The organism is Bacteroides sp. 51 (assembly GCF_010500965.1).
Taxonomy (GTDB): Bacteria; Bacteroidota; Bacteroidia; order Bacteroidales; family Bacteroidaceae; genus Bacteroides.
Map to the genome: position 1 here is coordinate 43,518 of NZ_QVMI01000010.1, position 19,983 is coordinate 63,500.

Genomic DNA, 19,983 nt, shown 5'->3' on the forward strand with positions numbered 1-19,983 from the left:
GGAAATTTCAGGTGTCGATTTACTTCTTTGTCCTATACGGCAAAGTGAACCAGAAAGTCGAACCTTTTCTTTCTTCCGATTCTACACCTATATCACCACCCAATGTTTCGACAATGCTTTTGCTGATAGAAAGCCCCAGTCCTGTGCCTTGTTCGAAGGTGTCGAGCTTGATGAAACGGTTAAAAATCTTTTCCTGCTTATCGGCTGGGATTCCTGTTCCCGTATCCGTTACATAGAAATAGATATACCCATCTTCCGGTATATGATATCCGAAACGGATACTGCCTTCTTCGGTGAATTTGATTGCATTATTAATAAAGTTGGTAATGACCTGCATGACCCGGGTTTGTTCGGTGTATAATTGCAAGTCGGGTAATGCCAACTCAGAGATAATTTCGACTTTGCTTCCTTCTTTGAGCTTTAATCGCGAGGTCTGTTCTATTTCAGTTAAGATCCTGTTCATATCTACCTCGCTGTAAACATACTCTAACGTTCCGGCTTCGATCTTGGCGATATCGAGGATGTCACTGATTAATTGCAGTAACAAATTGTTGTTATGCTCAATGATGCTAAGGTATTCTACTTTTTCTTCCTCGCTGACTTCCTGCGCCAAAATACTCGAGAATCCTACAATGGCGTTTAGCGGTGTACGTATCTCATGGCTCATGTTGGCCAGGAAAGCCGATTTCAGACGGTTCGACTCTTCTGCTTGTTCTTTGGCGCGTCGTAGCTCGCGCTCCATGAGTTTCATGTCGGTGATATCCCAGGCGGTGAAAATGATCCATTTTCTGCCATCAGACAAGTTGACGTAGTTGTTGTTCTGGTATGTGAATTTCTCTTCGCCTTTCTTCGTATAGAAATGGCGTGTGCCTACCTGGGGGATTCCGGTCTGTACAAGTTCGATATCTTCATCTCTGATTTGCTCGGCTACGTCGGGCATCACCTCAAAATCGGTTTTACCAACAGCGCCTTTAGCCGGGTATTCGAATAATTCGGCCGATTTCTTGTTCCAGAACACATACCTCATCTCATTCTCCACATCTTTCACCTTGGCAGCAATCGGAAGATTGTCTAATATAGATTCCAAAGAGTGGAGGTGCTCTTCTGCATTCAGGAATAGCTTATGTGCATCTGTTTTGTCAATACAAAATACATCAATGTAGTCATTCTCGGAAGCCTGAAACACCATTTTGTCGAAATACCTCACCTGTCCCTCTTTATTAGGAATAACCACCGATAGGTTAATGTTGACATTATTCTTATCTATGAAATTGAGGATCGGATATTTTTTTAGCACCCCATCAAAGCGTTTATCTATAATATTACGCTTTTTTATCCCGAAGTAATTCTCAAAAGCCGGGTTCACATCGCGGACGATAATCTCCTGAACAGCCCCTTGACTATTTCTTATTAGTTGTTTCTGGAAGTAGATAATGGGCATGTTACGAATAAGGGTTTCGTGTCTGGAAGCAATTTCTTTCTCTTTTTCCTTTTGTGCCGACTCCAATCGTTTAATCCGTTGGCGCATAATCAGAAATAGAATAATCAGGATAAGTGCTCCTATGCTGATGGTGATAGGATAAGAAAACTTTTCCCAAAGCGATGGTTGCTTTTCGTAGTAGATCACTTCCTTGGGCAGGCCTGCAGTAGTCAATCCGTGCTTTTGTAAATTGCGGTGATTGAGGTGGATTTTTCCTGTGCCTGCGTTCTGCGATGGAATATCAGACGCATTCTCGCCACTCAGAATATCTTGAATGGTTTGCAGAGTTGTTTTTGCAACTTCGCTAAAAGGAATATAGATCCCACCAGCAAAATCTCCGGTCACAGTATATTGATCGGATAATGTAAAGATTGGGGTGGCGGCAATATCGGCAACTAAACTGTATATCTGTTCGTGCGGATAGTAGTTACTGTCGTTCTCGGGGCCTGTTATATTTGTCCATGAATAATAGAGTATTCCTGTTTCCTGCCCGTATTCGCTTAATGACTTAAGCAGAGATTCGGTGTTGATTTCCGGAAACGTAAGCAGTGCTAACTCTATACTTGGAAAAAGCTCCTCACACACCTGGGTAATTTCTTTTCTGGCCATTTTGCAGATAAACCGGTCGTCAGAAATAAAAACCAGTTTCTTCATCTTAGGCAGGAAGTGCTGCATAAGCTCAATAGATTCCTGCATGAGAAACGGGATTTGTATAGACGTAATGTTATATCCATCCAACAAAACTGGAGAGATTCCGGTTTGGGCGTTCTCCGGAAGACCAGTTCTATATATCTCGGGTATATCTGTTGCTTGATGTTCTTTGGCATGACAGATGATCGTAGGTACTTCCTTCCAGTTGGTGTCAAATAGTGGACGACAGAAGTACCAACCCAAATCGCCAATGATGACCACCACTTTAGGCGGTAACGGGTATTTTTGTCGTAGATTCTCTATTCTCTCCTCAATAGTTGCCTGGTCGGGAATATTCCATATAGATAAAGTCTCGGAATATACGGCCAGATCTCCTTTTTTAGGAAAAGCATCGTCTATTTCTTTATATAATTTATATGTCCATTCTACACGGAAGTTAGAAGAGTTTATAACCAATATGTAATTGGAGGGAATGGATTGATCTGCATATACGGAAAATGAAAATGCCGTCAGGAGGGAAAAAACGATAAATATCAGTCCCCTTCTTAAAGTCTCCTTAAGACCTGGAATGTAAACAATCATAAATGAAGTCTCTATATATGAGTGTACTAAGTTGTTTTTGAATGTTTTTGCTGCTCGCCAAATGTATGGAAAAAAATGGAAACATCTTTATATATTGGCTGAAATAGTTGCATTTATAAAAGAAAAATATGTCTTTGTACACTTTAAATCTTTGTGCGGGCAACAAAATGTAGTGTCGTTTTGTTCTTTTAATGATGAATTACATATCTTTGTCCTCTGTAAATTTAAAATATAACTAAATTATGAAAAAAATTATTGGCGTTTTAATGGTCGTTGTAGCTGTGGCTATGGCCATGCCTGCTCAAGCACAAATTAAATTTGGGGTTAAAGGTGGTTTAAACTTGGCTAAGGCCGATTTTGATAAATCGGATTTCAAAACAAGTAATTTTACAGGTTTTTTCATTGGCCCGATGGTTGATGTAACTATTCCTCTTGCAGGCTTGGGGCTAGATGGTGCTTTGATGTTCTCTCAAAGAGGGATTAAAGCTGATGGCGAAACAGAAAAGGAAAATGGAATTGAACTACCTATAAACCTGAAATACAATATTGGGCTAGGTAGTCTTGCTTCGGTTTATGTTGCTGCTGGTCCGAGTTTCTTCTTTAGCTTTAAAGATGATATAAAGATAGATGATAATACATCATGGGATATTAAGAAATCTCAGTTGGGTATTAATCTAGGAGCAGGTGTGAAGCTTCTTAAGCATCTTCAAGTGGGTGTAAACTATCAGATTCCTGTAGGTAAAACGGGGGAATTGACGTTTAAGGATACTGTAACTGGTGCTAAGAACTCTTATAAAAGTAAAGTTTGGCAAGTTTCTGCTGCTTACTTCTTTTAAGATAGTATAAACACTACAAAATATAACGGGTTAGCACAAGTAAAAGTGTGCTAACCCGTTTCTTTTTTATAAGTTTGTACCTGCAATGAGAAAATACGTTGATGTCATACTGCCTTTACCTTTGCCGCGAACCTTTACCTATTCGCTTCCCGAGGATATTGTAGAAGAGATAGAGCCTGGCTGCAGGGTTGTGGTTCCTTTTGGCCGGAAAAAATATTATACGGCTATTGTACACAGCATTCACAGTAATGCACCAACCGATTATGAGGTAAAAGAGGTCACGACTATACTTGATCCATCTCCCATTTTATTGCCTAAGCAATTCACCTTTTGGAAATGGTTGGCCGATTACTACCTCTGTACACAGGGCGATGTATATAAAGCCGCTTTGCCATCGGGTATGAAGATCGAGAGTGAAACAATCGTAGAATATAATCCGGACTTTGAGGCAGATGAACGATTGACAGATAAAGAACAACTCATTCTCGATTTGCTTGCCGGGGAACCCGAGCAATCCGTCACCTACCTGGAAAAGGCCAGCAAGATAAAAAATATCTTGAACGTAGTGAAAGCACTACTCGATAAAGAAGCCATTTTCGTTAAAGAAGAACTCCGGAAAACATATAAACCCAAGACAGAAGCACGTGTACGATTAGCAGAGCCGGTTGCTACCGAAGAAAGAATTAAAAGTCTTTTCGATGAATTGGAGCGTGCTCCGAAACAGTTGGCCCTGTTAATGAAGTACATAGAACTATCCGGTTTTATGGGCACTAAGGCGCTGAAAGAAGTTGCCAAAAATGAACTATTGCAACGTTCCGGTGCGTCGCCTGCCGTATTTAACGGACTGGTTGAGAAAGGAATATTTGAAGTATACCACCATGAAGTAGGGCGATTGAAGCGGCAAGAGATTGAGACAGTCGAACTCAATCCGCTGAATGACTTTCAGCAACAGGCACATGACAAGGTTGTGGAACAGTTGCAGGAAAAGAATGTTTGTCTACTGCATGGCGTAACTTCCAGCGGAAAAACTGAGATATATATACATTTAATTGCCGAGGCCATCCGGCAAGGAAAGCAGGTGCTCTATCTATTGCCCGAGATTGCGTTAACCACCCAAATCACCGAGCGTTTGAAACGAGTATTTGGTTCCCGTTTAGGCATATATCATTCAAAGTTTCCAGATGCCGAGCGGGTGGAGATCTGGCAGAAGCAACTCACCGAAAAAGGATATGATATTATCCTTGGTGTGCGTTCGTCCATCTTCCTGCCTTTTAGAGACTTAGGCTTGATCATAGTAGATGAGGAGCATGAAAACACCTATAAGCAGCAAGACCCCGCACCTCGCTATCATGCCCGTAATGCGGCTATTGTACTGGCCTCATTGTATGGTGCCAAGGTCTTATTAGGAACAGCAACCCCTTCTATCGAAACCTACTACAATGCAACCACAGGCAAGTATGGCTTGGTGGAACTAAAAGAACGCTACAAGGAAATCCAGCTACCCGAAATCGTTCCTGTAGATATAAAAGAACTTGCCCGTAAGAAGCGTATGACAGGACAATTCTCCCGCCTTTTATTGGGTGAGATAAAAGATGCACTTGATAAAAAGGAACAAGTAATCCTGTTTCAAAACAGGCGGGGCTTTGCACCTATGATCGAGTGCCGTACTTGTGGTTGGGTGCCCAAATGCAAGAACTGCGATGTGAGCCTCACTTACCATAAAAAAATTAACCAACTGACTTGCCATTACTGCGGCTATACCATTCCATTGCCACGCTCATGCCCGGCATGTGAAGGCATTGAAATGATAAACCGTGGCTTTGGTACGGAGAAGATTGAAGATGATATTAAACTGATTTTCCCCGAGGCGCGTGTCGCCCGGATGGACTTAGATACGACCCGTACCCGTTCGGCTTATGAAAAAATAATCTCCGATTTTGAACAAGCGAAAACAGATATCCTGATCGGTACACAAATGGTATCGAAAGGATTAGATTTTGACCATGTAAGCGTAGTGGGTATCCTGAATGCAGATACAATGATGAATTACCCCGACTTCCGGGCTTACGAACGCGCTTTCCAACTTATGGCTCAGGTAGCCGGGCGTGCCGGAAGAAAGAATAAAAGGGGTAAAGTTATCCTTCAGACCAAAAGCATAGACCATCCGATCATTGATCAGGTAATAAAGAATAACTATGAAGAGATGGTGATGAACCAGTTGGCCGAACGGCAAATGTTCCATTATCCACCTTACTATCGGCTGGTTTATGTCTATCTAAAGAATAAGAATGCCGCATTGCTAGAGCAAATGGCCCGGGTGATGGCCGAGAAACTTCGTGCAGTGTTTGGAAGCCGGGTGTGGGGACCTGCCGATCCGCCGGTTGCCCGTGTGCAATTACTATATATCAAAAAGATTATTGTAAAGGTGGAGGTCAACGCACCGATGAATCGTGCCCGCGATTTGTTGAGGCAAGTCCAACGCGAAATGTTGATGGATGAACGATTTAAATCGTTGATTGTTTATTATGATGTTGATCCTATGTAATAGAATTATTGATAAAAAGGAAAAGATAAGTAATAAGTATGAAAAAAATATTATTTGTTTGTTTAGGAAACATCTGCCGCTCACCGATGGCAGAAGGTGTGATGCGTCGTTTGGTAGAAGAAGCCGGACTGGAAAAAGAGTTTGTGATAGATTCGGCCGGAACATCGGGTTACCATCAGGGAGATTTGCCGGATTCGCGTATGCGTGCCCATGCTTCGCAACGTGGATACAACCTGACCCATCATTCCCGCCGGGTACGAACCGAAGACTTTTATGACTTCGACCTGATTATCGGTATGGACGATCAGAACATCGCAGACCTGCAAGAGCGCGCTCCCTCAACAGAGGCACTCCGGAAGATACACCGGATGACGGAATATAATACACGTATCCCGGCAGATCACGTTCCTGACCCGTATTATGGCGGTTCCTCAGGTTTTGAGCATGTTATTGACTTGCTTGAAGACGCCTGTTCCGGTTTGTTGGAGGCTTTAACTCAGGATAGCTGACGCGGGTGTGATAACTTGTCATCAGTTTATTCTTGAATACCTCTTTTACCGTTGCGATATCCTGGAAAGTGATCGGGCAGTTCTTGAAATACCCCTCGGATACCTGCGAATCAATAATCTTGTCGACCAACCCGCTGATGCTTTCTTCCGTATATTCCGGTAAGCTCCGCGAAGCGGCTTCTACTGCATCGGCCATCATAAGGATAGCTGTTTCCTTACTGAAAGGGTTAGGCCCCGGATAAGTGAATAATTCCTCATCGGGTTCTTCGCCCGGATGTTCGTTCTTCCAGGAAATATAGAAATATCTCGTCTTGCCAAGGCCGTGATGGGTACTGATAAAGTCTTTGATCGCTTGCGGCAGATTATTTTTATCGGCCAGTTTCAGCCCGTTCCGTACATGGTCGATAACGATCTGGGCGCTCTCTTCGTAGCCTAATTTCTTGTGAGGGTTAACGCCTCCTAACTGGTTCTCGGTAAAGAATGCCGGATTTTCCATTTTTCCAATATCATGATACAGTGCTCCTGTACGTACAAGCTGGCTTTTGGCTCCAATCCGTATGGCTGCTTCGGCGGCAAGATTGGCCACTTGCATGGAATGCTGGAATGTGCCAGGGGCCGTTTCCGACATACGGCGCAGCAGTGGGTTGTTTATATTCGACAGCTCTACCAGTGTTACATTAGATGTGAAACCAAACATCTTCTCTAACACGAATAACAACGGATAAGTAAACAGCAGTGAAACACCATTGATGGCAAAGTATCTGTACATGCTGGGATTCAGCTTGGTTAAGTCGTTTTCTGTGATGAGTTCGTATGAGAAATACACAACAGCATAGGTCAGCAGAACCAGGAGAGCGCTGCGGAAAAGTTGAGAGCGCTGCGATAACTCACGCAAACTGAATATGGCTACCAGCCCTGCCGGAATCTGCAACATAATGAACTCATATGGAAAGCGCAGAATAATGGAGCAGATAAATATAGTGACAACATGCGCAATAAATGCCGTACGCGAATCAAGGAATATACGGATGATGATGGGCAACATCGCATACGGAATGACGTAAACACTAAATAAATTGTTGCTGACCATTAATGCTGTAATGATACTATAAAGTACAATCAGAACAAAAAGTAACGACAAACTACGGATATGATCGAAGTAGTCTATACGGAACAATTGCAGGTATATCATCAGGCAAAGAATAAACACCCCGATAAAGCCCACTTGTCCAATCAGTATCAGTCGCATCTGTATTTTAGATTCGCTTCGCTTAACAGATTCTTTGCGAAGAGATTCGAGTATCTGGTAGGTTTTTGCATCAATGATTTCGCCGCGGTCAACGATCTTTTGTCCGCTCTGTACCATACCGACAGCATACGAATAATTGTCGATTAAGTCGGCCTTTGCCATTTCACTGCGTGCCTGGTCGTAGGTCAGATTGGGGTTGATGTACTCATTGAGCGAACATTGCTGAAGGATTTCTTTCTTATACTCCGAATTGGCCGAAAGTATATACTCGTATGCTTCTTTGATGGTGAAGATACCGTCGGTCATACGCGGATTGGCTTCTTTCTCTTCAATAACCATGATGGATGCCGTACTGTCCTGGTGTAGCCTGTTCAGGTCTTCCACAGAAACAACTCCCGACAGATAGACCTCGCGTAGGGTCCGTTCGATGTAGCGTATATAATCGGTCGATGGAAGAATTTCCCGGAGCGAAGTGTTATAATTTGCCCTGAGTTTGGCAACACTTTCCTTTTCGACCTCGTTGTTTAATATATAGTAAGGTTGAAAGTTTGTCAGGATACTATCCTGCTCGTTTTTTACGACAGCATCATCTTTATATATGGGAAAGTCGAATGTAGCCATCAATTGCCCGTACTTCCAGGGCTTATCAATGCTGAATTGATAATTGAATTTGCCATCACGAGGTAGAAAGTATACAATAAGGGCTACAATGGCAATAAATATGAGCGACTTAAATATAATTTCTTTGTAAGGCAGGTCTTTTCTTATCTTGAAACGCGACATAAACTTTTATTTTTTCTCGAAAAGTACGAAAAAAAACGATAGTATCGGAAAAAAAGGGTTAATTTTGCGCGATTTACCTATATTAACTTCGTTATGTCTGAAAGAAAAGTAAGGGTTCGCTTTGCTCCAAGTCCTACGGGGGCATTGCATATCGGTGGCGTTCGCACCGCATTATATAACTATCTGTTTGCCCGCCAGCATGGTGGCGATTTTATATTCCGGCTTGAAGATACCGATTCTCAACGTTTTGTACCAGGTGCCGAAGAGTATATTCTGGAATCGTTCAACTGGTTGAATATCAAGTTTGACGAGGGGGTAACTTTTGGGGGAGAGCATGGTCCGTACAGACAGTCGGAGAGACGTGAAATATACAAGAAGTACGTACAAGTACTGTTGGATAATGGCAAGGCATATATTGCTTTTGATACTCCGGAGGAACTGGATGCTAAACGCAATGAAATAGCGAATTTCCAGTACGATGCATCGACCCGTATGCAGATGCGTAACTCCTTGACGTTGTCTAAGGAAGAAGTAGCTGCATTAATTGCGGAAGGAAAACAATATGTAGTTCGTTTCAAAATAGAACCCAATGAAGATGTGCATGTCGACGATTTGATCCGTGGCGATGTGGTGATCAATTCTTCTGTTCTGGACGATAAGGTGCTCTTTAAATCGGCAGACGAGCTGCCTACATACCATTTGGCAAATATCGTGGACGACCACTTGATGGAGGTATCGCATGTGATTCGTGGTGAGGAATGGTTGCCTTCGGCTCCATTGCATGTATTGTTGTACCGCGCTTTCGGTTGGGAAGATACGATGCCGGTATTTGCTCATCTGCCTTTGTTGTTGAAGCCGGAGGGTAATGGTAAATTGAGTAAACGTGATGGTGATCGTTTAGGATTCCCGGTATTTCCATTGCAATGGACAGACCCAAAAACGGAGGAAGTGTCCTCAGGATATCGTGAGGCGGGTTATTTGCCCGAGGCGGTATTGAATTTCCTGGCATTGTTGGGGTGGAATCCGGGTAACGATCAGGAAATCATGTCGATGGATGAAATGATTAAGTTGTTCGACCTTGCCCGTTGTAGCAAGTCGGGAGCTAAATTTGATTATAAAAAAGGTATTTGGTTCAATCATCAGTATATCCAGGCGAAATCGAATGAAGAGATTGCCGAAATGTTTGTACCTGTTTTGGCGGAGCATGGAGTGACTGCCCCTATGGATAAGGTGGTGGCAGTTGTTGGATTGACCAAAGAACGTGTTAATTTCGTGAAAGAGCTGTGGGATGCTTCAAGTTTCTTCTTTGTTGCACCTGCGAAGTATGATGAAAAGACGGTAAAGAAACGTTGGAAAGAAGATTCGGCCAAGTGTATGCTGGAATTGGCAGAGGTGCTGAGCGGTATCTCAGATTTCAGTCCTCAGGAACAGGAAAAAGTTGTGATGGACTGGATCGCTGCTAAGGAATATCATACGGGAAATATTATGAATGCTTTCCGTTTGGCATTGGTTGGCGAAGGAAAAGGTCCACACATGTTTGACATTTCCTGGGTTCTGGGCAAGGAGGAAACATTGGCTCGTATTATGTGTGCCGTAGAAGTGCTTGGATAATGACCATAGGAGATATCTTATATAATATCGGTATTGGTTTGTATGACTTTGGGGTGCATGTTATGGCTCCTTTTAGTCGTAAACCCCGGAAAATGATGAAGGGGCACTGGGTGGTTTATCGCCTGATTCGCCAGCAGCGCGAGAAGGATGCAAACTACATTTGGTTTCATGCGGCTTCGTTGGGGGAGTTCGAGCAGGGGCGTCCGTTGATGGAGCGTATCAGGGCGGAGCATCCGGGATATAAGATTCTGCTTACGTTCTTTTCGCCTTCGGGCTATGAGGTGCGTAAGAACTATCGCGGAGCGGATATTATCTGTTACCTACCTTTCGATAAGCCCCGGAATGTGAAGAAGTTCCTCGATCTGGCAAGGCCGTGCATGGCTTTCTTCATAAAATATGAGTTCTGGAAAAACTATATAAATGAACTGAATAAACGTCGTATACCGGTTTATAGTGTATCTTCCATTTTCCGTAAAGACCAGGTGTTCTTTAAGTGGTATGGCGGAAGGTATCGCGATGTGTTGAAAGACTTCGACCATTTGTTCGTTCAGAATGAGGCTTCCAAACGTTTCCTGTCTAAAATTGATGTAACCAAGGTTTCGGTAGTAGGGGATACGCGTTTTGACCGTGTGTTGGAGATACGGAATGAAGCAAAAGACCTGCCATTGGTAGAACGCTTTAAGGGAGGCTCATTTACGTTGGTTGCCGGTAGCTCATGGGGGCCGGATGAAGATTTGTTCATTGAATATTTCAATACGCATCCGGAGATGAAGCTGATTATCGCTCCGCATGTGATAGACGAAAATCACCTGGTGGAGATCATCGATAAGCTGAAACGTCCTTATGTGCGTTATAGTAGAGCCAATGAAAAGAAGGTGGAAAGGGTAGACTGTCTGATAATTGACTGCTTTGGCTTACTTTCTTCTATTTATCGGTATGGCGAGATTGCGTATATTGGCGGTGGCTTTGGCGTGGGCATTCACAATACGCTGGAGGCGGCTGTTTATGGTATACCTGTTATCTTTGGACCGAAATACCAGAAGTTCATGGAGGCTATTCAGTTGATTGATGCTAAAGGGGCATTCTCTATCAAAAATGGCGAAGAGCTGAACACGCTTCTGGATAAACTGATTGGTGATAAAGAGTTTCTGCGCGAAACCGGTAACAGTGCCGGGCATTATGTAACGGACAATGCCGGTGCAACAGATAAAATCTTGAGTAAGATCAACTTGTAGGGGCGGTTCGCGAACCGCCCAATACACAGGAAGTCATTTTCGGGCGGTTCGCGAACCGCCCCTACGGTGTCTTCACTCTGTACTTACTTGTACCAATCCGAATACATCAGGTAATTGTGTGCAATCTTTTGGTTTAACTCCTTCGATTGCTCAGGGTCAACTTTCTTTATAAACTTTGCGGGAACCCCTCCCCAGATGCTTCCGGGCTCAATAATGGTATTACTTAATACGAGCGATCCGGCGGCTACGATTGCTCCCTCGCCGATAACGGCATGGTCGAGCAGAGTTGAACCCATCCCGATCAAAGCGTAATCCTTGATGTGTGCCCCGTGTATCGTCACGTTATGACCAACGGATACATGGTCGCCAATCTCTACGGTCGATTTCTGATAGAGCGTATGGAGCACGCTGCCATCTTGTATATTTACGCCATTGCCTATGCGTATGGAGTTGACGTCGCCTCTTAGCACCGTGTTGTACCAGATGCTACAGTCGTTGCCCATCACTACATCTCCGATTATTGTTGCGTTCTCTGCCAGAAAACAGTTGTCTCCTATTTTAGGGGTAAACCCTCTTACTGATTTTATAAGTGCCATATTTGAGTTTTGAGTTATGAGTTACGAGTTTGGAGTTGTTGCTTCCTTGAGCCATGCCCTCTCTTCTTCGTTAAGATGCTCAGAAAGAAGATCATATACTTTTTGGTGGTATGTGTTTAGCCAATCGACTTCATCCGTAGTTAATAGCTCCTTTATAATTCCCTTCTTACAGATAGGGCAAAGGGTAACCGTTTCGAATTGAAGATAATCGCCATACATGCCTTCGCCTGCTTTGACTGCAAGGATCAGATTTTCAATGCGTATCCCATGACTTCCGGCTTTGTAGACTCCCGGTTCATTGGATGTAAGCATACCTGCTTGCAATACAACCGGATTTTCGTTCATACGAATGCTTTGCGGACCTTCGTGCACATTCAGGAAGTGGCCGACCCCATGTCCTGTGCCATGAAGAAAGTTCATTCCATATTTCCAAAGCGGTATGCGGGCAAGGGCGTCTAATTGTGCTCCCCGTGTTCCTGCCGGGAATTTGGCCATAGCCAACGCGATATGTCCTTTCAAGACAAGGGTATAGTCCGTTTTTTCTTCTTCCGTAAGTTCTCCCAAGGCAATGGTGCGGGTGATATCTGTTGTCCCATCGAGGTATTGCGCTCCCGAATCCAGCAATAAGAAACCTTTGGGTTGCAGGGTGCTGCTGCTTTCGGGGGTTGCCGAATAATGTACAATGGCCCCATGCTCCTTGTATCCGGCAATGGTGTCAAAGCTCTCTCCGACATAAAGGTCTTGTTCTGCCCGGAAGCCGTGCAACTTCTCGTCTACACTCAACTCCGTCTCTTTGCCCGAGGGAACAGCCTCTTCCAGCCACCTTAAGAACCTGACCAACGCAACGCCGTCTTTCTTCATCGCGTTGTGCACTCCTTTAATCTCTTGCTCGTTCCGGACGGCCTTCAATAAAGCTACCGGCGAACTGTTGCGGATAATCTCGACTTCGGGGTTGACGGATGAATAAACCGTGAAGTTTGTTTGCAGCGGATTCAATAGAATAGGTGAAGCGCCGGACTGCGATAGATAATCTTCGATATCACTGTAATTCCTTGCTTCAACCCCCTGCGACTTCAGATAGGTTTCAATTTCGCCGGTTACTTTCTCCGGAGCAATAAAGAAAATCGCGTGCTGCTGTGTAATCAGTAAGTAGCCTATCACTACCGGATTGCATTTTACGTCACTTCCGCGCAGATTCAGCGTCCATGCAATTTCGTCCAAAGCAGATATCAGTATAGCTTCACAGTTCTTTTTGGCCAACTCTATGCGGATCTCCCTGAGTTTCTCGACGGTAGATTTACCAGCATACTTTTCGTCATAAATATATGGTGGATTCTGCGGTATGGCTGGTCGGTCTGCCCATATTCGGGCTATCGGGTCAATGTTCGTGATGAGTTCAATGCCACTAACGGCTAATTCTTTTTGCAGACCTTCGGCTGCCGTTGTTGCATAAACCTTTCCATCCACTCCAACTTTACTTCCTTTGGCTAGTTCATTGCACAAGAAAGCCGGTATGCTTGGAGTTTCGGGCAACATTTCTTTATATAATTCAATCTCCGTGCCGGCAAGCTGATCGGCAGCTTGTATGAAATACCGCGAATCGGTCCACAGCCCAGCCTTCTCAAGCGTTACGACCACCGTTCCGGCCGATCCGGTGAAGCCCGAAATCCACACACGCGATTGCCAGTGGGGAGCTACGTATTCACTTACATGTGGGTCCGTACTGGGAATAATAAACGCACTCAGCCCTTTTTCTTTCAGAACTTTCCGCAATGCCTGTATCCGGTTTTGAATAATTTGCTTCATAATATATCATGGAATTAATTTATTTCCTGAGTAACTGTGGATACAAATGTAGGCAAAAGATTGCAAAGTGATTGAAAACTGATGGTAAAACGAATCAAAACAAAGATTAAACTTTTCCTCTTTTTCCGGTTAGGATATTTAACGTTTAAAATATTCAAGATGTTTGAAAATAGAAGTTTAAATTCGATTTCTGATGCTAAACAGTTGACAATATAGGCAAAAAGTAAAACGGCCCATTCACCGTCATCGTCGGTGCATTAAATAAGACTAAACTAAATAAAACTAGATTAAATGAAATAAAACTACTACTGCTACTACAGTAGTAGTAACAGCAGATATTGTTGGCGCCTCAAACCCCTCCGTTTCGAGAAACCTTCTCAGCCGCCCTGAGAAACTTTCTCATCCACTCTGAGAAACTTTCTCAGGAGCCGCGAAGTACTTTCTCAGAGCCGCTGAGCTATATAGCATAACTTGGCAGCGGCACCTTGCCGCAAAAAAAACTAGCTAAATTTGGAAGATTGCGAAAGTATGTGTAATTTTGCCCCGCTAAAAGTGTACGAAATTAAAAAATATAAATAATTTAATCAAAAAAGCAAAATGATCGTAGTACCAGTAAAAGAAGGCGAAAACATTGAAAAAGCGCTGAAGAAATTTAAAAGAAAATTCGAGAAAACAGGCACCATCAAAGAACTTAGACGCAGACAACAGTTTGACAAACCGTCTGTAGTGAAAAGATTGAAAATGGAACGTGCCGTTTACGTTCAACAACTACAGCAAGTAGAGGATTAATAAATCCAAAATACTTTGATTTATTAAATTCTTTTTCATACATTCGTTGCATAGAATTATAGATGTAACGGTATTATGTTAACAGAATCTTTTCTTGATTATCTCCGGTTCGAGCGGAACTATTCTGATAAGACCATAGTAGAATATGGCAGGGATATCGCTCAGTTCCGGAATTTTCTTCAAGAAGGGGGTAGTGAAGAGTTTGTACCTGCCGACGTGACGGCGGAAATGATTCGCGAATGGATCATCTCGCTCATGGACGGAGGGTGCGCCGCAAGTTCCGTAAACCGCAAATTGAGTTCCCTGCGCTCGTTCTATAAATATCTCTTGAAACGTGGTGAAGTAGCTAAAGACCCGTTACGGAAAATAACAGGTCCGAAGAAAAAGAAACCGCTTCCGGCATTCGTAAAAGAGAATGAAATGGATAGGCTACTGGATGAAACCGATTTTGGCGAAGGATTTGTGGGATGTCGCGACCGGTTAATCATTGAGACATTTTATGCCACAGGCGTGCGATTGTCGGAACTGATTGGTTTGAACGATGGCGATGTCGATATGTCCTCCTCCCAACTTAAAGTCACAGGGAAAAGAAATAAGCAACGGTTGATACCTTTTGGCGATGAGCTGAAACAAACGATGCTCGAATATGTTAATATAAGAAACGAACAGACCCCGAGAACATCCGATGCATTCTTTGTAAAAGAAGATGGCGGGCGGCTCTACAAAAGTCTAGTCTATAATATCGTGAAACGGAACCTTTCAAAGGTGGTAACGCAAAAGAAGAGAGGTCCCCATGTGCTGAGGCATACTTTTGCAACAACCATGCTCAACCACGAAGCCGAGCTTGGCGCAGTAAAAGAACTGCTTGGTCATAGTAGCCTCGCTACTACGGAGATTTATACGCATACCACTTTTGAAGAACTAAAAAAAGTGTATAAACAAGCTCATCCAAGAGCTTAAAAAAAAGGAGGTAAGTATGGAAATTAGAATTCAATCAATTCATTTTGATGCTGCAGAACGTTTGCAGGCTTTTGTTCAGAAGAGAGTAGCGAAACTGGAAAAGTTTTATGACGATATAAAATCCGTAGAAGTAGTACTGAAAGTAGTGAAGCCCGAAGTAGCCGACAATAAAGAGGCTGGAATTAAGGTAAACGTTCCGAATTACGATTTCTATGCCAATAAAATCTGCGATTCATTCGAAGAAGCTGTAGACCTTTGTGTAGAGGCTTTAGAGAAGCAAATGATGAAGCACAAGGAAAAGGTGAGAAACAAATAAAAATAAAAGCAAATATTTTGCGGAAAAGAAATAAATAACTAAATTTGCAGCCGTTTCGCTCGCATTAGAACGTAACGGTTGCATTTTTTTGAATATACGCCTCTTTAGCTCAGTTGGCCAGAGCACGTGATTTGTAATCTCGGGGTCGTTGGTTCGAATCCGACAAGAGGCTCAAGAATAAGTAGCTAGAATATAGAATCTAGTAGTAAGGAATTCTTTTTAATGTATAAACTTGAATTCTAGCTTCTAACTACTATCTACTTAAAAAGGGTAGTTACCAGAGTGGCCAAATGGGGCAGACTGTAAATCTGCTGTCTTTCGACTTCGGTGGTTCGAATCCATCACTACCCACGAGTGAACAGCTCTGATTAGAGAACAGAAAAGAACGAAGAATGTTTGCTTAACCGCCGACTTTCCCCCACTTTTAAAGTTCTCAGTCAAATTGCGGAAGTAGCTCAGTTGATAGAGCATTAGCCTTCCAAGCTGAGGGTCGCGGGTTTGAGCCCCGTCTTCCGCTCTTTTTATTTTGCTGTTATAGCTCAGTGGTAGAGCACTTCCTTGGTAAGGAAGAGGTCCCGGGTTCAAATCCCGGTAACAGCTCAGGAAAAGTTTTGAGTCTGGAGTAATGAGTTATGAGTGCGATGCCGATATGCCGCATGGAAGAACTTAAAACTCACAACTCATAACTCACAACTTAAAAAAGAAGCTGATTATTAATCATAATAAATAAAGTAAAGCTATGGCTAAAGAGAAATTTAATCGTTCCAAACCGCATGTTAATATCGGTACTATTGGTCACGTTGACCACGGTAAAACCACATTAACTGCTGCTATCACAACAGTGTTGGCGAAGAAAGGTCTTTCAGAGTTGCGTTCTTTCGATTCAATCGACAATGCTCCTGAAGAAAAAGAAAGAGGTATTACTATCAATACTTCACACGTAGAATACGAAACAGCTAATCGTCACTATGCTCACGTAGACTGTCCGGGTCACGCCGACTACGTTAAGAACATGGTAACTGGTGCTGCTCAGATGGACGGTGCTATCATTGTAGTTGCTGCAACTGATGGTCCTATGCCTCAAACACGTGAACACATCCTTTTGGCTCGTCAGGTAAACGTACCTAAATTGGTTGTTTTCATGAACAAATGTGATATGGTTGACGACGAAGAAATGTTGGAACTTGTAGAAATGGAAATGAGAGAACTTCTTTCATTCTATGACTTCGACGGTGACAACACTCCAGTTATCCAAGGTTCTGCTCTTGGTGGATTGAACGGCGTTGACAAATGGGAAGAAAAAATCATGGAACTTATGGATGCAGTTGATACTTGGATTCCATTGCCTCCACGTGACGTTGATAAACCATTCTTGATGCCAGTTGAAGACGTATTCTCAATCACAGGTCGTGGTACTGTAGCAACTGGTCGTATCGAAGCTGGTATCGTTAAAGTAGGTGACGAAGTTCAAATCATCGGTCTTGGTTCTGAAGCTAAGAAATCAGTAGTAACCGGTGTTGAAATGTTCCGTAAACTTCTTGATACAGGTGAAGCTGGTGACAACGTAGGTTTGTTGCTTCGTGGTATCGACAAAAACGAAATCAAACGTGGTATGGTTATCTGTCACCCAGGACAGATCACTCCTCATAGCCAATTCAAAGCTGAGGTGTATATCCTGAAAAAAGAAGAAGGTGGACGTCACACTCCATTCCACAACAAATACCGTCCTCAGTTCTACATCCGTACATTGGACGTAACTGGTGAGATCACTCTTCCAGAAGGAACTGAAATGGTAATGCCAGGTGATAACGTAACTATCACAGTAGATTTGATCTACCCAGTTGCATTGAACGTAGGTCTTCGTTTCGCTATCCGCGAAGGTGGTCGTACAGTAGGTGCTGGTCAGATTACAGAAATCCTTTAATAAATATATTCAGTTCTCATTGCAGCAGTAATGAGAACTGAATTTCTACGGGAGTAGCTCAGTTGGTAGAGCACTGGTCTCCAAAACCAGGTGTCGGGAGTTCGAGCCTCTCCTCCCGTGCTAATATTATCGAAATGAAAAAGATAACGAATTACATTAAAGAATCTTACAACGAACTTGTTCATAAAGTATCGTGGCCTACGTATTCTGAACTAACTAACAGTGCAGTAGTAGTTTTATATGCTTCCCTAATTATTGCATTGGTAGTGTTCGCGATGGACTTCTGTTTCCAGACATTCATGGAAAAACTAATCTATCCACATTAAAAAGAAACGAATTAAAATGGCTGAGATTGAAAAGAAATGGTACGTTCTGCGTGCTATTAGCGGAAAAGAAGCCAAGGTTAGAGAATACATCGAAGCTGATATGAAAAACAGCGACCTTGGTGAATATGTATCTCAGGTTTTGATTCCTACCGAAAAAGTATATCAGGTTCGCAATGGTAAAAAAATTGTGAAGGAGAGAAGTTATCTCCCTGGATACGTATTGGTAGAGGCAGCTCTAGTCGGTGAGGTAGCTCATCAGCTAAGAAACACGCCGAATGTGATTGGATTTTTAGGTGGTTCCGAGAAACCGGTGCCACTCAGACAATCAGAAGTGAATCGAATACTAGGTACAGTGGACGAATTACAGGAATCAGGTGAAGACCTGAACATCCCGTATGTAGTCGGCGAAACTGTAAAAGTTACTTTCGGACCGTTCAGCGGATTCAGTGGTATCATTGAAGAAGTCAATACGGAAAAGAAGAAACTAAAGGTCATGGTAAAGATATTCGGACGGAAAACTCCGCTCGAGTTGGGCTTTATGCAAGTTGAAAAAGAATAGTACAGGTGTTACGCTGTGGTATTCTTCATTAATTCACATATAATTTAATAACAAATGGCTAAAGAAGTTGCTGGACAAATCAAATTACAGATTAAAGGAGGCGCGGCAAATCCATCACCCCCAGTAGGACCTGCATTAGGTTCCAAAGGGATCAACATCATGGAATTTTGCAAGCAATTCAACGCCAGAACCCAGGACAAAGCAGGTAAAGTATTACCCGTAATCATTACTTACTACGCAGATAAGTCTTTTGATTTCGTAATCAAGACTCCACCCGTTGCTATCCAATTACTTGAAGTAACAAAGCAAAAAAGTGGATCTGCAGAGCCTAATCGTAAGAAAGTTGCCGAGATCACTTGGGAACAAGTACAAACGATTGCTCAGGACAAAATGGTCGATCTTAACTGTTTCACCATCGAGGCCGCAATGAAAATGGTTGCAGGTACTGCCAGAAGTATGGGTATCGCTGTAAAAGGGGAGTTCCCGGTTAACAATTAATTAAACTTCAATTTATAATGGGTAAACTGACAAAAAATCAAAAGTTAGCTGCAGAAAAAATTGAAGCAGGGAAAGCATACTCACTGAAAGAAGCTGCATCTTTAGTGAAAGAAATCACTTTCACTAAATTCGATGCTTCATTAGATATTGATGTACGCTTAGGAGTTGACCCACGTAAAGCTAACCAAATGGTGAGAGGTGTTGTTTCACTTCCTCATGGAACTGGTAAGAATGTACGTGTGTTGGTACTTTGTACTCCTGATGCTGAAGCTGCTGCAAAAGAAGCTGGCGCTGACTATGTTGGTCTTGACGAGTATATTGATAAGATCAAAGGTGGATGGACAGATATTGATGTAATCATCACTATGCCATCTATCATGGGTAAAATTGGAGCTTTAGGACGTGTGTTAGGACCTCGCGGTTTGATGCCTAATCCTAAAAGTGGTACCGTTACTATGGATGTTGCTAAAGCAGTAACCGAAGTGAAAGCTGGTAAGATCGACTTCAAAGTTGATAAAGCTGGTATCGTTCACACATCAATCGGTAAAGTGTCATTCGATGCAGAGAAAATTCGCGAAAACGCAAAAGAATTCATTGCTACATTGAATAAACTGAAACCAAGCGCTGCTAAGGGTACATATATAAAGAGTATTTATCTTTCTAGTACAATGAGTCCGGGAATCAAAGTAGACCCGAAAACAGTTGAAGAAATCTAATAAAAAGACGAA

Annotated in this window: 17 protein-coding genes and 5 tRNA genes; 18 read left to right on the top strand and 4 right to left on the bottom strand. The window is 42.8% G+C overall.

Annotated features, from left to right (window positions below; genetic code table 11):
* Window positions 1-19: 19 nt before the first annotated feature.
* Window positions 20-2,713 (bottom strand): ATP-binding protein, encoded by a 2,694-nt coding sequence (locus D0T87_RS24595; protein WP_239063590.1) that lies wholly within the window; start codon window positions 2,711-2,713, stop codon window positions 20-22.
* A gap of 242 nt (window positions 2,714-2,955) precedes the next feature.
* Here D0T87_RS24595 and D0T87_RS09760 point away from each other — a divergent pair, with 242 nt between their 5' ends.
* The 3 genes from D0T87_RS09760 to D0T87_RS09770 all read left to right on the top strand — a co-directional run bounded on the left by D0T87_RS09760 (window position 2,956) and on the right by D0T87_RS09770 (window position 6,603).
* Window positions 2,956-3,549 carry a porin family protein gene (locus tag D0T87_RS09760; RefSeq protein WP_163174943.1) on the top strand — a complete coding sequence of 198 codons (594 nt, stop codon included), beginning with the start codon at window positions 2,956-2,958 and terminating at the stop codon, window positions 3,547-3,549.
* Between the two features lie 85 nt (window positions 3,550-3,634).
* Complete coding sequence (gene priA / locus D0T87_RS09765) at window positions 3,635-6,094, top strand: primosomal protein N' (RefSeq protein WP_163174944.1); 2,460 nt, start codon at window positions 3,635-3,637, stop codon at window positions 6,092-6,094.
* A 38-nt stretch (window positions 6,095-6,132) separates the two neighbouring features.
* Entirely contained in the window at window positions 6,133-6,603 is a 471-nt protein-coding gene (locus D0T87_RS09770; protein WP_163174945.1) for a low molecular weight protein-tyrosine-phosphatase, read from the top strand.
* Here D0T87_RS09770 and D0T87_RS09775 read toward each other — a convergent pair.
* Window positions 6,542-8,635: an HD family phosphohydrolase gene (locus D0T87_RS09775; protein ID WP_163174946.1), complete on the bottom strand. Its 2,094-nt coding sequence runs from the start codon at window positions 8,633-8,635 to the stop codon at window positions 6,542-6,544. The two genes, D0T87_RS09770 and D0T87_RS09775, sit on opposite strands and share 62 nt — an antisense overlap.
* Window positions 8,636-8,728: 93 nt before the next feature.
* Here D0T87_RS09775 and gltX point away from each other — a divergent pair, with 93 nt between their 5' ends.
* Both gltX and D0T87_RS09785 read left to right on the top strand, forming a co-directional pair.
* Complete coding sequence (gene gltX, locus D0T87_RS09780; protein WP_163174947.1) at window positions 8,729-10,246, top strand: glutamate--tRNA ligase; 1,518 nt, start codon at window positions 8,729-8,731, stop codon at window positions 10,244-10,246.
* A complete protein-coding gene (locus tag D0T87_RS09785) occupies window positions 10,246-11,481 on the top strand; it encodes a 3-deoxy-D-manno-octulosonic acid transferase (RefSeq protein WP_203558661.1) in 1,236 nt (411 codons plus the stop codon). Before gltX ends, D0T87_RS09785 begins: the two co-directional genes overlap by 1 nt.
* Window positions 11,482-11,564: 83 nt before the next feature.
* Here D0T87_RS09785 and D0T87_RS09790 read toward each other — a convergent pair whose 3' ends face one another.
* Both D0T87_RS09790 and D0T87_RS09795 read right to left on the bottom strand, forming a co-directional pair.
* The gene (locus tag D0T87_RS09790) at window positions 11,565-12,077 is read right to left on the bottom strand and encodes a gamma carbonic anhydrase family protein (protein ID WP_163174948.1); all 513 of its coding nucleotides are present in this window, start codon (window positions 12,075-12,077) and stop codon (window positions 11,565-11,567) included.
* Between the two features lie 21 nt (window positions 12,078-12,098).
* Window positions 12,099-13,883: an aminopeptidase P family protein gene (locus tag D0T87_RS09795; protein WP_163174949.1), complete on the bottom strand. Its 1,785-nt coding sequence runs from the start codon at window positions 13,881-13,883 to the stop codon at window positions 12,099-12,101.
* Window positions 13,884-14,480: 597 nt separating this feature from the next.
* On the opposite strand from D0T87_RS09795, the gene rpsU reads away from it, so the two are divergent.
* The 13 genes from rpsU (at window position 14,481) to rplA (ending at window position 19,971) form a co-directional block, all read left to right on the top strand.
* Window positions 14,481-14,672 (top strand): 30S ribosomal protein S21, encoded by a 192-nt coding sequence (gene rpsU / locus D0T87_RS09800; protein WP_163174950.1) that lies wholly within the window; start codon window positions 14,481-14,483, stop codon window positions 14,670-14,672.
* A 75-nt stretch (window positions 14,673-14,747) separates the two neighbouring features.
* Complete coding sequence (gene xerC / locus D0T87_RS09805; RefSeq protein WP_163174951.1) at window positions 14,748-15,632, top strand: tyrosine recombinase XerC; 885 nt, start codon at window positions 14,748-14,750, stop codon at window positions 15,630-15,632.
* Window positions 15,633-15,648: 16 nt separating this feature from the next.
* Window positions 15,649-15,948, top strand: a complete 300-nt coding sequence (gene hpf / locus D0T87_RS09810) for a ribosome hibernation-promoting factor, HPF/YfiA family (protein ID WP_163174952.1) — start codon at window positions 15,649-15,651, stop codon at window positions 15,946-15,948.
* Window positions 15,949-16,046: 98 nt separating this feature from the next.
* A tRNA-Thr gene (locus D0T87_RS09815) sits at window positions 16,047-16,120 on the top strand.
* A 96-nt stretch (window positions 16,121-16,216) separates the two neighbouring features.
* A tRNA-Tyr gene (locus tag D0T87_RS09820) sits at window positions 16,217-16,299 on the top strand.
* Window positions 16,300-16,392: 93 nt separating this feature from the next.
* Window positions 16,393-16,465 (top strand) — tRNA-Gly (locus D0T87_RS09825).
* Between the two features lie 11 nt (window positions 16,466-16,476).
* Window positions 16,477-16,548 (top strand) — tRNA-Thr (locus D0T87_RS09830).
* Window positions 16,549-16,687: 139 nt separating this feature from the next.
* Complete coding sequence (gene tuf / locus D0T87_RS09835; RefSeq protein ID WP_163174953.1) at window positions 16,688-17,872, top strand: elongation factor Tu; 1,185 nt, start codon at window positions 16,688-16,690, stop codon at window positions 17,870-17,872.
* A gap of 47 nt (window positions 17,873-17,919) precedes the next feature.
* Window positions 17,920-17,992, top strand: a tRNA-Trp gene (locus D0T87_RS09840).
* 14 nt (window positions 17,993-18,006) lie between these two features.
* A complete protein-coding gene (gene secE / locus D0T87_RS09845) occupies window positions 18,007-18,198 on the top strand; it encodes a preprotein translocase subunit SecE (protein ID WP_163174954.1) in 192 nt (63 codons plus the stop codon).
* Between the two features lie 16 nt (window positions 18,199-18,214).
* Window positions 18,215-18,757, top strand: coding sequence for a transcription termination/antitermination protein NusG (nusG, locus tag D0T87_RS09850; RefSeq protein ID WP_163174955.1), 543 nt, complete (start codon window positions 18,215-18,217; stop codon window positions 18,755-18,757).
* A gap of 54 nt (window positions 18,758-18,811) precedes the next feature.
* Window positions 18,812-19,255 (top strand): 50S ribosomal protein L11, encoded by a 444-nt coding sequence (gene rplK / locus D0T87_RS09855; protein WP_163174956.1) that lies wholly within the window; start codon window positions 18,812-18,814, stop codon window positions 19,253-19,255.
* 17 nt (window positions 19,256-19,272) lie between these two features.
* Window positions 19,273-19,971 carry a 50S ribosomal protein L1 gene (gene rplA, locus D0T87_RS09860; protein WP_163174957.1) on the top strand — a complete coding sequence of 233 codons (699 nt, stop codon included), beginning with the start codon at window positions 19,273-19,275 and terminating at the stop codon, window positions 19,969-19,971.
* Window positions 19,972-19,983: the final 12 nt, after the last annotated feature.